This window comes from Nonomuraea sp. NPDC005692, from assembly GCF_040631115.1.
Taxonomy (GTDB): Bacteria; Actinomycetota; Actinomycetes; order Streptosporangiales; family Streptosporangiaceae; genus Nonomuraea.
On the sequence record NZ_JBEXYU010000047.1, the window covers coordinates 1 to 13,513 of the forward strand.

Here is a 13,513-nt window from a genome sequence, read left to right on the forward strand (position 1 = left end):
TTTCAGCCGTTCAAGTCTCTGTCAAATTGACCGGACTTGCTCGACCTGCTGGAATTAAGTCGCGCCCCGCTTCCGGGACAACCCCTCTAACTTACCAGCCTGTCGCTCGGTTAGCGAACCGATCTTCAAACCCGCGAGCCAGAAGGGATTGTCGACGTTACGCGTCGCAACGCACCAAAATCACCGGAGTGAAGGGAGTGGGTTGCGCCGCACCTCGTCGGCTTCTAAAGATTAGCAGCGCTCCCGACCACTCGGGACGCGTTCGCCGGCTCTCCCGGCCACAGAACGATCACGGCCGAACATAGACTCCCCCCGTGAGCAGCAACACGCCGCCAGTGGCGAAGAAGGTACCGACTGAGCGCATCCATCACGGCGACACGTTCATCGACGAGTACGCCTGGCTAAGCAACAAGGACGACCCGGACACAACGGCGTACCTGGAGGCAGAGAACGACTTTCTCAAAGAGCACACCGCGCATCTCGCCGAGCTCCAGGAGCAGGTCTTCCAGGAGATCAAGGGGCGCACCCAGGAGACCGACCTGTCGGTGCCGAGCCGCAAGGGGGCGTGGTGGTACTTCACGCGTACCGAGGAGGGCAAGCAGTACGCGGTGTCCTGCCGGGTGCCGGCCGACAGTGACGCGCCGCCGCAGATCACCCCGGGCGAGCGCCTCGAGTGCGAGCAGGTCGTGCTCGACGGCAACGAGCTCGCCGGCGACAGCGCGTTCTTCTCCGTCGGCACCAGCGCCGTCACGCCCGACGGGACGATGCTGGCCTACTCCACCGACTACAAGGGCGACGAGCGCTTCACGCTGAGGTTCAGGAACCTCGAGACGGGCGAGGTGCTGACCGACGAGATCAAGGACATCTTCTACGGCGGCGCCTGGTCGGCCGACGGCTCGGCGTTCTTCTACACGCGCGTGGACGACGCCTGGCGTCCCTACCAGGTCTACCGGCACACCCTCGGGACGGAAGAGGACGTCCTGGTCTACGAGGAGACCGACGAGCGCTACTGGGTGGGCATCGGGCTGACCCGCAGCGAGCGGTACCTCGTGCTGGGCGCGGGCAGCAAGATCACCAGCGAGGTGCGCATCCTCGACGCCTCCGACCCCACCGGCGAGTTCCAGGTCGTCAGGCCCAGGAAGACCGGCGTGGAGTACGGCGTCGAGCACGCGGGCGACTTCTTCTACGTCCTGCACAACGAGAGCGCCGAGAACTTCGAGCTGGCCACGGCCCCCATCGACGAGCCCGGCTCCTGGACCCCGCTGATCGGGCACCGCGAGGACACCAGGCTGCTGGAGATCGACGCCTTCTCCGACCACGCCGTCGTGCACTTCCGCCGTGACGGCCTGACCGGCCTGCGGGTGCTGCCCTACAGCGCCGCGGGCGCGGGCTGGCGCGAGCGCATCGAGGCCGCCGAGCGGAACGCGTACGAGATCGACTTCCCCGAGCCCCTGTACGACGTCGGCCCGGCGGGCAACCCCGAGTTCACGACGACGCGGCTCCGGCTGGCGTACACGAGCATGGTGACGCCGCCGAGCGTCTACGACTACGAGCTGGACTCGCACGAGCTGATCCTGCTCAAGCAGCGTCCGGTGCTGGGCGGCTATGACGCGGGCGACTACGAGCAGTTCCGGGAGTGGGCGACGGCCGAGGACGGCACGCGCGTGCCGATCTCGATCGTCAAGCGCAAGGACACCACGACGCCGGCCCCGACCCTGCTCTACGGCTACGGCAGCTACGAGACCTCGATCGACCCCGGGTTCTCGGTTCCCCGGCTGTCGCTGCTCGACCGCGGGTTCGTCTTCGCCATCGCGCACGTCAGGGGCGGCGGCGAGATGGGCCGTCACTGGTACGAGGACGGCAAGCTGACCAGGAAGCGGAACACGTTCACCGACTTCGTGGCGGCGGCCAGGCAGCTGAAGGCGAGCGGCTGGAGCGGGCGGATCGTCGCGCGCGGCGGCTCGGCGGGCGGGCTGCTGATGGGCGCGGTGACGAACCTGGCTCCCGAGGAGTTCGCGGGGGTGGTGGCCGAGGTGCCGTTCGTGGACGCGCTCAACACGATCCTCGACCCGTCGTTGCCGCTGACGGTGATCGAATGGGACGAGTGGGGCGACCCGCTGCACAACCCGGACGTCTACGCGTACATGAAGAGTTATTCGCCGTACGAGAACGTGGACGGCAGGGTGTACCCGCCGATCCTGGCGATCACCAGCCTGAACGACACGCGGGTGCTGTACCACGAGCCGGCCAAGTGGATCGCGCGGCTGCGGGCGACCGCGTCCGGCGGGCCGTTCCTGCTGAAGACGGAAATGGGCGCGGGGCACGGCGGGCGCAGCGGCCGGTACGACGCCTGGCGCGAGGAGGCGTTCGCGCTGTCCTGGATCATCGAGAGGGGGACGGCGTGAGCTTTGTGGCCGATGAGCGGCGTTACGAGCGTCAGCCGTACAACCGCAGCGGGCGCAGCGGGCTGCGGTTGCCGGCGGTGTCGCTGGGGTTGTGGCACAACTTCGGCGACGACCGGCCGATCGAGAACTCGCGGGCGGTGCTGCGGCGCGCGTTCGACCTCGGGGTGACGCATTTCGACCTGGCCAACAACTACGGCGTGCCGTACGGGTCGGCGGAGCGGAACTTCGGGCGGATCCTGCGGGAGGACTTCGGGGCGTACCGGGACGAGCTGGTCATCTCGACCAAGGCCGGGTACGACATGTGGCCGGGGCCGTACGGGGAGTGGGGGTCGCGCAAGTACGTGCTGGCCAGCCTCGACCAGTCGCTCGCCCGCATGGGCCTGGAGTACGTGGACGTGTTCTACAGCCACCGTCCGGACCCGGAGACGCCGCTGGAGGAGACGATGGGGGCGCTGGACCGGGCGGTGCGCTCGGGCAAGGCGCTGTACGCGGGCGTCTCCAACTACTCGGCCGAGCAGACCGCGCAGGCTGCGCGGATCATGCGCGAGCTGGGCACGCCGCTGCTCATCCACCAGCCGTCGTACTCGATGATCAACCGGTGGATCGAGGACGACGGGCTGCTCGACGTGCTGGAGGAGGCGGGCATGGGCTGCATCGTGTACTCGCCGCTGGCGCAGGGGCTGCTCACCGACCGCTACCTGGAGGGCGTGCCCGAGGGCTCGCGGGCGGCGACGAGCCGGTTCCTGAGCGCCGAGCAGATCGACCGGGACCTGGCGCGCGACCTCAACGAGATCGCCGGGGGCCGGGGTCAGACGCTGGCCCAGATGGCTCTGTCGTGGACGCTGCGCGACCCGCGGGTGACCAGCGTACTGATCGGGGCGAGCAGTGTCCGGCAGCTGGAGGACAACGTGGCGTGCGTGGACGGCCCGGTCTTCACCGAGAGCGAGCTGGCGGCGATCGACAAGATCACCGAGCCGGTCACGTCGGCCCGCTGATCACCCGCGGCGCACGGGGCCCCGTGCCGCCCGAGGGCGGTTCACAGGGCCTCGTGCCGCTGGAGGTAGGTGAAGGCGGCCCAGCCCGGCAGCACCGGCAGCCAGAACGTGAGCAGCCGGTGCAGCAGCACGGCCGAGGCCGCCAGGTCCCATTCGAGGCCGGCCGCGACCAGGCCGAGGGTGAGCGCGTACTCGACGGCGCCGAGGCCGCCCGGGGTGGGGGCGGCCGAGCCGATGGCGTTGGCCGTGAGGTAGACGACGGCGACGGCGGTGAAGCTCAGCTCGCCGCCGAACGCCGCGACGCAGGCGTCGAGGCAGGCCACGAACGCGATCGTGATCATGAGCGTGCCGAAGGCGGCCTCGATCATCTTGGCCGGCGACTGGAGCACGTCGAGCAGGCGGGGCAGCACGTTCGAGAACAGCCTGCGCATCCGCACGGTCACGAGCCTGCGCAGCGGCGGCACGCCGAGCACCACCGCGACCAGCAGCGCGATGGCGAGCATCGCCACGACCAGGCCGCGTGAGGGGGTGAAGGAGGTGGCGGCGTCGGAGCCGGTGATGTAGGCGAACAGCAGCAGCAGGGCGATGTGGAAGACCAGCATGATGAGCTGCGAGGCGCCCACGCTGGCCACCGCGAGCGCCGGCGCGATGCCGCGTTTCTGCAGGTAGCGGGTGTTGATCGCGACGCCGCCGACCGCGGCGGGCGCGACCAGCTTGACGAACGACGACGCGAACTGCACCAGGACGGTACGCCACAGCGGCAGGCGTTCCGGGACGAACCCGCGCAGCATGAGGGCGGCGGCGACGAAGCTGGTGAACGAGGCGATCAGCGCCAGGCCGGACCACGCCCAGTTGGCGGTGGTCGCCACCTTGTAGAGGTCGACCTTGCTGAGCTGGGACAGCACGACGTAGGCGGCGACCGTGCTGGCGATGATCGTGATCAGGGTGCGCGGGCGGAAGCGCTCCAGGCGTACCTCTTCGACCTTGCCCTGGGGCTTGAGGGCGACGATGTGGTCGCGCAGGCCCGTGAGCACGTTCTTGGCCTTGGACAGGGCCGAGCGGGTCTCCCTGGTCAGGGCGATGCGCTGGAGCAGCGGCATGGCGGCGGCGAGGGCGTCGGGGCCCATCACGGCGGCGGCGGCCCGGACCGAGCGCTCGGCGCCGACGCGCAGCGCCAGGTAGGTGAGGAGCTGGGCGATGTCGAGCCGGAGCAGCAGGTCGCCGGCGGCGATCTCGCCGCTGCGGGCGTCGGTCAGCACGACCCGGCCCGCGCGGTCGAGGTGGATGCTGTCGCCGGTGAGCCGCCGGTGTGCCAGCCGCTGGATCTGCAGCAGCTCGACCTGCTCCCAGATCTGGGCGAGCAGGGCGTCGTCGATCTCGGCGTCGGGCACCTCGTCGAGCGGGCGGGTCTCGATGTGCTCGTAGGCGAGCAGGGCGGCCTCGGTGCCGATCTCGCTGGTGCCGAGCAGGCGCGGCGTGCTGGCGCCGGCGGCCTGGGCCGCGTACGCCATCAGGGCCTCGCGTTCCAGCTCGGCCCGGAGCGAGCGGATGGCCCGGCGCCTGGTCTCGGAGTTGAGCCTGATGCGCCGCCACAGCCGGTACGGCAGCCCGGCCACCTGGCGGTCGCGGTCGAGGACGGTGACGTCGAGGCTGGTGCCGTCCTTGAGGCCGATGGCGTAGCGGCGGCTGCCCTGGTGGTCGTCCTCGATGCGGCGGGCGGAGACGGGCGAGAAGGACAGCTTGCGCAGCGCGGCGACCACGGCGCTGCCGGGCGGGCGGGTGTTGGGGCTGCCGACGCCGTAGAGGGTGGCGTAGCCGATGGCCATGCCGACCAGGACGGTCACGATGGCGCTGGGCAGGGTGATCTGCCTGCCGGAGAAGTAGGTGAGGATGTAGAGGGCGATCGAGGTCCACATGAGCATGCGCCACGTGGGGCGGCGGGCGATGCGCACCGCGGTGGTGTAGGCGATCACCGAGGTGAGCAGCGTGTTCAGCGGCTCGATCGCGCGGTCGCCGGTGAGCAGGATGCGCAGGTCGGTCAGGCTGCTGGCCTCGATCCACTGGCCGAGCAGGAACGACCCGGCCATGCCGATGATGGCCGCGATCAGCCCTTCGGCGACGCGCAGGCCGTCGCGGTGGAAGACCCGCTCGACGGCGAACGCGGCGGGCACGATCAGCACGGCGGCGCTGCCGATGAAGGCCGCGACCCGGCTGAGCAGCGGGACCATCTCGGCGCCGACCTTGACGTCCTGCTCAAGGCCGTTGAGCGTCTGCTTGGCGACGAGGGCGAGCAGGATCACCGCCGCGAGCACCGTCAGCGTCGCGAAGAAGCGCAACAGGTCGGACGGCCGCCGCAACCGCTGGGGAAGGAGCGGCTCGACTACGTAGACGCCGCCGTCGGCGCGTGGCTCGGCCACGGCTGGATCCCCCTCCGCGAGGTCCTCCGTGTCATCGTCTCGTTCCCTGATTTCGGCCACCGACAGTGATTCTGCACCTTCCCGGCCGGACCGTACGATCTCTGTTCTCCAGTGTCCTCGTTCGCCGCTCCGGCGCGCGCATCGGGTACGGACCCGACCAGCATTGACCTGCCCGCGTGTCTGGCATGTTCACTCTCGCGATGCCGGTGCCGGCCCTCGTCGCCCCCGACGCCCGGCGCACACGGGGAAACCCGCGCGGCCGGGCGGCCCGGTCACGACGCGTCGGCCGAGTACGTCGCGGCCAGGCTGCGCGAGGCAGGGTACACGGTGGAACTCCAACCGTTCACCTTTGAGTTCTTATCCGAGGTCGGCTCGGCGGTGTCGCGGGCGCGGACGGTCGCCCGCCACGGCTGCCTCTCGACGTAGGCTGTGCGCATGTCGGGTGATTTGAGGGTTTTGGGGGCATGTCCGCTTGACTGCCCGGACACCTGCTCCTGGGTCGTGACCGTGCGGGACGGGCAGGCCGTCAAGATGCGCGGCAACCCCGACCACCCCTACACCCGCGGCGCGCTGTGCGTGAAGGTCAACCGGTACCTGGAGCACACGCAGGCGGACGACCGCATCCTGTACCCGATGCGGCGCACCGGGCCGAAGGGGTCGGGGCAGTTCGAGCGGATCACCTGGGACGAGGCGCTCGACGAGATCTCGGCGCGGCTGCGGACCATCGTGGACGAGCACGGCGGCCAGGCGATCTGGCCGTACCTGGGCACCGGGTCGCTGGGGTACCTCCAGGGCTGCGAGGGCGTGGCGGGCCGCCGGTTCTGGAACGTGCTGGGGGCGTCCAAGCACTGGCTGAACATCTGCTCGGCGGCCGGCAGCAGCGGGCTGATGAAGGCCAACGGCACCGCGGGCGGCATGGACCCGGAGAACTTCGCCCAGGCCAGGCTGATCCTGCTCTGGGGCACGAACACGCTGACCAGCGGCCACCACCTGTGGAAGTTCATCCAGGACGCCCGCGCGGACGGCGCGTACGTGGTCGCCATCGACCCCATCCGCACCAGGACCGCCGACCAGGCCGACCAGCACCTGGCGATCAGGCCGGGCACGGACGCCGCGCTCGCGCTCGGGCTGCTCAACGTCGTGCTGGCGGAGAACGCCCAGGACGAGGAGTTCCTGGCCGAGCACACCGAGGGCTGGGAGGACTTCCGCAAGGAGATCCTGGAGTACCCGGTGGAGCGGGTGGCGGAGATCACCGGCATCCCAGCCGAGGACGTCCACAGCCTGGGGATGCGCCTGGCCCACACCCGGCCGACCGCGATCCGCGCCACCATGGGCATCCAGCGGCACGCCGGCGGCGGCACCGCGATGCGCACGATCGCCGCGATCCCCGGCGTGACGGGCGACTGGCGGCATCCGGGCGGCGGCGTGGCGTACTCGACGAGCGGTCACGTGCGCGTGACCGTCGACACCCGCGACGACCTGCTGGCCAAGCCGGTGCGCACGCTGGTCATGACCAAGCTCGGCTCCCAGCTCGACGACGTGAAATGCCTGTGGGTGTACGCCGCCAACCCGCTCGGCTCGACCCCCGACGCCAACACGATCAGGCGGCAGCTCGCCCGCGAGGACCTGTTCACGGTCGTCATGGAGCAGTTCCCGACCGACACCGTGGACTACGCCGACATCGTGCTGCCCGCGACCATGCAGACCGAGCACATGGACCTGCACGCCGGGTACGGCCACCTGTACCTGCTGTGGAACGAGCCCGCCGTGCCGCCGCCCGGCGAGTGCCTGTCCACGACCGAGACCTTCCGCCGGCTGGCCGCTCACATGGGGCTGACCGAGCCGTCCCTGTACGACTCCGACCTGGAGCTGGCCGAGTCGCTGCTGTCGGGCGGGCACCCGTCGCTCGAAGGCGTCACGCTGGACCGGCTGCGCAAGGAGGGGTGGGTGCGGATGAACTACCCCAAGCCGTTCGCGCCGTTCGCCGAGGGCTTCCCGACGCCTTCCGGGCGGCTGCGCTTCCCGCCCGCCGGGAAGGCGTACGTGCCCTCGCACACGGCGGTCGCCGACCGGTCGGCGTACCCGCTGACGCTGGTCACGCCGGCCTCGCACACGTTCCTGAACACGATCTTCGCCAACAATCCGGAGCTGCGGCGGCGGGCCAAGGGGCCGGCCGTGCTGGTGAACCCGGCCGACGCGGCCGCCCGCGGGCTGGTGGCCGGGCAGCGCGTACGGGTGCACAACGACGGCGGCGAGTTCCTGGCCGACGTGGAGATCAGCGACCGGGTCGCGCCCGGCGTGGTGGCCTCGCCCAAGGGCCGGTGGCCCAAGCTGACCCCGGGCGGTGCGAACGCCAACGCGGTCGTGGCCGAGCGGGACGGCGACATGGGCAGGGGGCCCGCCTTCCACGACAACCTGGTCGAGATCAGCCCTTGTGCCGGTCCATGAACGCCACGACCGTGTCGAGCACCTTGGCGGCGTGAGGGCTGCCGAACAGGGCCGAGGCGTGCAGCGACTCGCCGGGGATGACCAGCACCTGGTTGTCCGGGGCCTTGGTCGCGGCAGCCTCGGCCTCGCGCATCGACCCGGCGCCGCCGTAGGAGTCGTGCTCGGAGCCGATCTGCAGCAGCGGCACGGTGAGCGCGGCGGCGTCGCCCTTGTCGATCTCGCCTGACAGGGCGACGACGCCGGCCACCTCGGCGCCCAGCCGCTCGGCCGCCGGGACCGAGGCCGTGGCGCCGATCGAGCCGCCGACCAGGAACAGCCGCTCGACGCCCTTCTCCTTGGCCAGGCGCTTGCCCATGGCGACCGCGCCGTCCTCGGGGAGGAGGCCGGCGTCCCTGGCGTACAGCAGGACGCGGTAGCCGGCGGCGACCAGGCGGTCCGACAGCGGGCGCCAGGAGCACACGGTGCCGCGGCGCTCGTAGGTGATCACCACGCCCACCGGGCCGTCGCCGGCGATCACGCCGGGCAGGCCGCGGACGTGGGTGAAGATCTTGCCGTCCTGCTCGGTGAAGCAGCCCGAGACGTTGGGGCCGGTGGGCGGCGCGCTCTGGGTGGGCGCGCTCGTGGCGGGGGTCGTCTCCGTGGTGGAGGCGGGGGACTCGGCGGCCGTCGTACGGACGGCGGTGGTGCCGGTGCCGACCGTGCCCCCGCAGCCGGTCAGCCCCATGGTGAGGAGTGCCATCCATCCGACGATCTTTCGCATGGCCGCCGCGCCCTTCTCCCGACTATGTCTGAACTGACATAGTGCCGCAAGCACCATATCCTTGGACCCACCATGACCTCAACGCTCGGATACGCGATCCTGGCCGTGCTGGCGCGCGGCGATCGCACCGGATACGACCTCGCGGCGGCCATGCGGCGGCCGGTCGGCTACTTCTGGACGGCCGGCCACAGCCAGATCCACGCCGAGCTGCAGAAACTGCGGGCGGCCGGGCTGGTCGGGTTCGAGAGCGCGCACGGGCCGGGGCCGCAGGCCAAGAAGGTCTACCACCTGACCGCCGAGGGCCTGGCGGCACTGCGGGCATGGGTCACCGAGCCGCCGCGCGAGCGGCCGGAGCGCGACGAGCTGGTGCTGAAGACGTACGCGGCGTGGCTGGCCGAGCCGGAGTCGCTGCGGCGGCTGTTCACCGACCAGCTCGCCGCGCACGAGGAGCGGCTGGCCGACTACGAACGGCAGGAGGCGTCGTTCGGCGGGCGGCCGGCCTTCGGCGACCCGGGGTTCGGCGGCTACGCGACGCTGCGCTGCGGGCTGAGCTACGAGCGGCACCGGGCCGAGTGGTGCCGCTGGATGCTGACCCAGCTCGCCGACGGCGGGTCAGCTGAGTGAGAGCTTGTAGCCCTCGTGGGAGGCGGTGAAGCCGAGCGCGTCGTAGAAGCGGTGGGCGTCGGTACGCGACTTGTCGGAGGTGAGCTGGACGACGGCGCACCCCCTGGCCCGCGCCCGGTCGATGGCCCACTGGATCATCTTGCCGCCGAGCCCCTGGCCGCGCGTCGAGGCGGCCACCCTGACGGCCTCGATCTGACACCGCTCGGAGCCCAGCCGTGACAGCCCGGCCAGGTACGTGAGCTGCATCGTGCCGACCACCTCGCCCTCCCGCTCGGCCACGATGAGCTCGTCGTGCGGGTTGGCCTCGATGCGGTCGAAGGCCATCAGGTAGCGGGTGTCGTCGGGGGCTCCCTCGCGGGCGGCGCCGAGCGGGTCGTCGGCCAGCAGCCGGACGATGGCCGGGACGTCCTCCTTGCGCGCCTGCCGGAACAGCAGGGAAAGCACGTAGTGGGACTCCATCAGGGACGGGTTGGAGGGCAGGGCCATGACCTTGCCGCTGCGGACGAAGCCCTTGGCCCCGTAGAGCGCGCGGGCGGCGTGGTTGCGGTCGACGGCCCAGAGCTGCACCTGCTCGGCCCCGGCCGAACGGGCCCACTCGACGGACCGGTCGACCAGCCGGGAGGCGAGCCCGCGTCCCCTGGCCTCGGGGGCGACCCACATGGACAGCAGGTGGGCGCCGGACTCCTCCAGGAGCATGCACACCAGGCCGACGTCGCCCAGGCCGTCGCCCTCGGCCACCCACCAGCTCGAGTGCGGATTCTTCAGCCGCTCGGCCCAGTCCGCGGCGGAGAACCCGGCCTCGCGCGCGTAGGAGGAGCCGAACGCGTCCGGTGACTCCTGGAGCGCACGCAGCCGGACGTCCTTCAGCCGCTCCCCGTCGTCCGGCCCCAACTGCACAATGGCGATTTCCGTCATATGGGAATCATGTCAGGGACAGGTCAGGGTCCGTCCCCGATGCCTCCTGGGGGCCCGCGGCGGCACCATGAGGACATGAACGAAATCAGTAGACGCGATGAAGTCTCACTGTCCGCGGCGGCCCTGCGGGGCGCCCCTTGGAAGACCGCCGCCATCGGCGGCGCCGTGGTGTCGGCCGCCAGCTTCGGGATGGGCGCGCTCACCGGCGACGGCGACCTGGTGTGGGCCCTGGGCCTCGGCATCAGCCTGTTCGCGCTGATCGCCGCGATCGGCTCGGTCGCCAAGCCGAACGAGGGCGACCGCGTCACCCGCCAGGCCCGGCTGTGGTCGTTGCGGCACCCGTGGAAGTTCGCGCTCCTGCCCGCCGCGATCACGGCGGTGCTCGACTACCCGGTGCAGCTCGTGCTCGACGACGAGGGCGTGTTCGGCTCGGCCGTGCAGGCGATGTGGCACGGCGCGCTGGTCTACCTGATCGCCGCGATCCTGACCCTCACGATGAAGGGACGAGCACGATCTTCCCAGTGACCCGCCGCTCCAGCAGGTCGTCCATGGCCCGGCCCGCCTCCGCCAGCGGCCTGACCTCCGGCGCCGCCGGGACGATGCCCGGCATCGTCAGCAGACCTTCGAGCACGGCCCGGTTCTCCGCCGCGTGGCTCATCGACCACGCGCCCCAGTCGACGCCCACCACCGCCCGGTTACGCAGCAGCACCTGGTTGGCCGGCAGCCTCGCGATCGCGCCCGAGGCGAACCCGACGACCAGGAGCCGCCCGCCCTCGCGCAGCCCGCGAAGGGCCTGCTCGGACAGCTCGCCGCCGACCGGGTCGACGGCCACGTCCACGGCCCAGGCCCTGGCCGCTTCCTTCAGCCCGTCGTAGCCGATCACGTCGTCGGCTCCCGCCCGCCGGGCGCGCTCCCTCTTCTCGCCGGTGGACGCCGCCGCCAGCACGACGGCGCCGAGCGCCTTGGCGACCTGGACCACGGCCAGCCCCACACCGCCGCCCGCCCCGAGCACGAGCACCCGCTCGCCGGGCAGCAGCCGGCCGCGCTCGCTGAGCGCGTACATGGCGGTGCAGAAGCTCTGCGGGAACGCCGCCGCCGCGAGCACGTCGAAGCCCTCGGGCAGTGGTACGGCCTGCGCCCGGTGCACCGGCACCCGCGTGGCGAAGCCGCCCAGCCCGGTGATCGCCACCACCCTGCCGCCGTCGGGCAACCGCCCGGCCGGTGCAGACGACGGCCCTCACGCTCATGGGGCCAGCTTCACCGACAGAACATCATTCCGGCAAGGCCTTCTCGGCCTCGCTCCGGCACACGCAGAACTCGTTCCCCTCGGGGTCGAGCATGGTCACCCAGCCCGTGCCGTCGGGCCTGCGCTGGTCCTGGAAGACGGTCGCGCCGAGGCCGAGCAGCCGCTCGACCTCCTCGTCACGCGTACGGCCCTCGGTGCCGTTGACGTCGAAATGCACCCGGTTCTTGCCGGCCTTGGCCTCGGGCACCCGGATGAACAGCAGGAACGGGCCCTGCGGCGTACGCAGCATCACCTCGTCGGCGCCCGGCTTGTCACCCTCGCCCAACGGCCACCCGGTGGCCTGGCTCCACCAGTTCGCGATCTCGTAGGGGTCGGTGGCGTCGACGGTGATGGCATGGATCTCAATCATCGCACTAGTGTCCACCAGCCAGATTGAGCCCCACGACACCGGCCAGGATGAGCGCGATCGAGGTCAGGCGCAACGGCGACACGTCGTCGCCCATGGCGACCATGCCGAGGATCGCGGTGCCGACGGCCCCGATGCCGGTCCACACGGCGTACGCGGTGCCGACCTCCAGGGACTTGAGCGCGTAGGCGAGCAGCCCGAAGCTGAGGGCGGCCGTGGCCAGGAAGGACAGGGTCCACCACAGGTTGCTGAGGCCGTTGCTGAGCTTGAGCGACAGTGCCATGGCCACCTCGAACAGGCCGGCCAGCACGATGAGGATCCACGCCATGATCAGTACTCCTGAGGACGAGACGTACAGGTACGTGCGTCGTCTTGGCATTCCGGGTACGGCGCGTCTCGTCCGGGAGCAGTCAGCTCAGTTCGTACAACGGCTCAGAGAAACGGATCATTCCCACCAGACGGTGACCCACCGGTCGCGCGGCACCGGCCACATGCCCAGCTCGACGGCGGTCTCGGCCACCTCCTCCACCCTGGACGGGTCGAGGCACACCCGGCGGCAGGCGCTCTCGGCCAGCTCCTCGACGGTCGTGAAACGTTCCAGGGGCGCCTCCCGCTCCTCCACGCGCACGGGGAAGCCCAGCGCCGCGGCCAGGGCCACGCAGTCTTCCGCGATGGGCCGGACCGGGCGGTCGACGCCGTGGAAGTGCTGCCAGAGCGGCGTCATCCAACTCATGGGATGACGGTGCGACAGTTCGAGCACCACCCGGCCGCGGGTGCGGCGGTCGAGCGCCTGGAGGAACTCCGCCAGGTCGGGCACGTTGTAGACCACGTGCGCGGCGACGGACACGTCGGCCACCGGCACCTGGTCGGCCACGTCGGGCCAGCGCCCCTCGACGGTGGTGGCGGGCACGCCGAGGTTCATCGCCCTGACCTTCAGGCCCTCCAGCATGGGCGCGGACGTGTCGACCGCGTAGAGGTGGCCGATGCGCTCGCGCAGCGGCAGTGAGGCGGCGCCGGGGCCCGAGCCGACGTCGAGCAGCGTGCCCTTGTCGGGCAGCGCCTCGGCGAGCCGGGTCATGGTCGGGCCGTCGTCGGGCTCGGCCAGCGCCCGGTCGGTCCGCGTGGCGAACCGGGCCGGTGAATGGCTCCACGGATCGGCCGGAGCCTTGGCCAGGATCTCCTCGGGGATGGCCCAGGATTCCAGTCGCTCCCGCCATCTGGTGGCGAGTTCTTCGGCGTCCATGGAGTCGAGCATGCCACGCATGGGCGGGGTTACCCGCGGGTAGCATTGCAGGTA

12 protein-coding genes and 1 riboswitch are annotated in these 13,513 nt (G+C 71.1%); of the genes, 5 read left to right on the forward strand and 7 right to left on the reverse strand.

Translation table 11 applies throughout. The features are described from left to right. Window positions 1–314: 314 nt before the first annotated feature. Window positions 315–2,405, forward strand: a complete 2,091-nt coding sequence (locus tag ABZ459_RS48315) for a S9 family peptidase (protein WP_357986772.1) — start codon at window positions 315–317, stop codon at window positions 2,403–2,405. Beyond that, window positions 2,402–3,400 carry an L-glyceraldehyde 3-phosphate reductase gene (gene mgrA, locus ABZ459_RS48320; RefSeq protein ID WP_357986775.1) on the forward strand — a complete coding sequence of 333 codons (999 nt, stop codon included), beginning with the start codon at window positions 2,402–2,404 and terminating at the stop codon, window positions 3,398–3,400. Before ABZ459_RS48315 ends, mgrA begins: the two co-directional genes overlap by 4 nt. 41 nt (window positions 3,401–3,441) lie before the next feature. Here the strand turns inward: mgrA and ABZ459_RS48325 are convergent, their stop codons facing one another. Continuing rightward, window positions 3,442–5,817, reverse strand: coding sequence for a lysylphosphatidylglycerol synthase transmembrane domain-containing protein (locus ABZ459_RS48325; protein ID WP_357986778.1), 2,376 nt, complete (start codon window positions 5,815–5,817; stop codon window positions 3,442–3,444). Between the two features lie 435 nt (window positions 5,818–6,252). Here ABZ459_RS48325 and ABZ459_RS48330 point away from each other — a divergent pair, with 435 nt between their 5' ends. Beyond that, the gene (locus tag ABZ459_RS48330; protein WP_357986781.1) at window positions 6,253–8,265 is read left to right on the forward strand and encodes a molybdopterin oxidoreductase family protein; all 2,013 of its coding nucleotides are present in this window, start codon (window positions 6,253–6,255) and stop codon (window positions 8,263–8,265) included. Here ABZ459_RS48330 and ABZ459_RS48335 read toward each other — a convergent pair. Next, complete coding sequence (locus tag ABZ459_RS48335) at window positions 8,243–9,004, reverse strand: hypothetical protein (RefSeq protein ID WP_357986784.1); 762 nt, start codon at window positions 9,002–9,004, stop codon at window positions 8,243–8,245. The genes ABZ459_RS48330 and ABZ459_RS48335 overlap by 23 nt on opposite strands. Window positions 9,005–9,097: 93 nt before the next feature. Between ABZ459_RS48335 and ABZ459_RS48340 the strand changes: the two genes are divergently transcribed. Then, window positions 9,098–9,649, forward strand: coding sequence for a helix-turn-helix transcriptional regulator (locus ABZ459_RS48340; RefSeq protein ID WP_357986787.1), 552 nt, complete (start codon window positions 9,098–9,100; stop codon window positions 9,647–9,649). On the opposite strand, the gene ABZ459_RS48345 is transcribed toward ABZ459_RS48340, so the two are convergent. Beyond that, a complete protein-coding gene (locus tag ABZ459_RS48345) occupies window positions 9,638–10,564 on the reverse strand; it encodes a GNAT family N-acetyltransferase (RefSeq protein WP_357986790.1) in 927 nt (308 codons plus the stop codon). The genes ABZ459_RS48340 and ABZ459_RS48345 overlap by 12 nt on opposite strands. Before the next feature lie 75 nt (window positions 10,565–10,639). Here ABZ459_RS48345 and ABZ459_RS48350 point away from each other — a divergent pair, with 75 nt between their 5' ends. Then, window positions 10,640–11,089 (forward strand): hypothetical protein, encoded by a 450-nt coding sequence (locus tag ABZ459_RS48350; protein ID WP_357986793.1) that lies wholly within the window; start codon window positions 10,640–10,642, stop codon window positions 11,087–11,089. On the opposite strand, the gene ABZ459_RS48355 is transcribed toward ABZ459_RS48350, so the two are convergent. From ABZ459_RS48355 to ABZ459_RS48370, 4 genes are all read right to left on the reverse strand, one after another. Next, entirely contained in the window at window positions 11,055–11,753 is a 699-nt protein-coding gene (locus tag ABZ459_RS48355) for a zinc-binding dehydrogenase (RefSeq protein WP_357986796.1), read from the reverse strand. The genes ABZ459_RS48350 and ABZ459_RS48355 overlap by 35 nt on opposite strands. A gap of 82 nt (window positions 11,754–11,835) precedes the next feature. Continuing rightward, on the reverse strand, window positions 11,836–12,219 hold the full coding sequence (locus ABZ459_RS48360) for a VOC family protein (RefSeq protein ID WP_357986799.1): 384 nt from the start codon (window positions 12,217–12,219) through the stop codon (window positions 11,836–11,838). Window positions 12,220–12,223: 4 nt separating this feature from the next. Next, complete coding sequence (locus ABZ459_RS48365) at window positions 12,224–12,595, reverse strand: multidrug efflux SMR transporter (protein ID WP_357986802.1); 372 nt, start codon at window positions 12,593–12,595, stop codon at window positions 12,224–12,226. Then, window positions 12,578–12,636, reverse strand: a riboswitch (guanidine-III (ykkC-III) riboswitch). (Overlaps the previous gene by 18 nt.) A gap of 25 nt (window positions 12,637–12,661) precedes the next feature. After that, a complete protein-coding gene (locus ABZ459_RS48370; protein WP_357986805.1) occupies window positions 12,662–13,459 on the reverse strand; it encodes a methyltransferase domain-containing protein in 798 nt (265 codons plus the stop codon). Window positions 13,460–13,513: the final 54 nt, after the last annotated feature.

Coding starts and splice junctions, on each gene's coding strand:
- ABZ459_RS48330 (WP_357986781.1), top strand. CDS start 6,253: ATGTCGGGTGATTTGAGGGTTTTGGGGGCATGTCCGCTTGACTGCCCG.
- ABZ459_RS48335 (WP_357986784.1), bottom strand. CDS start 9,004: ATGGCACTCCTCACCATGGGGCTGACCGGCTGCGGGGGCACGGTCGGC.
- ABZ459_RS48340 (WP_357986787.1), top strand. CDS start 9,098: ATGACCTCAACGCTCGGATACGCGATCCTGGCCGTGCTGGCGCGCGGC.
- ABZ459_RS48345 (WP_357986790.1), bottom strand. CDS start 10,564: ATGACGGAAATCGCCATTGTGCAGTTGGGGCCGGACGACGGGGAGCGG.
- ABZ459_RS48350 (WP_357986793.1), top strand. CDS start 10,640: ATGAACGAAATCAGTAGACGCGATGAAGTCTCACTGTCCGCGGCGGCC.
- ABZ459_RS48360 (WP_357986799.1), bottom strand. CDS start 12,219: ATGATTGAGATCCATGCCATCACCGTCGACGCCACCGACCCCTACGAG.
- ABZ459_RS48365 (WP_357986802.1), bottom strand. CDS start 12,595: ATGCCAAGACGACGCACGTACCTGTACGTCTCGTCCTCAGGAGTACTG.
- ABZ459_RS48370 (WP_357986805.1), bottom strand. CDS start 13,459: ATGGACGCCGAAGAACTCGCCACCAGATGGCGGGAGCGACTGGAATCC.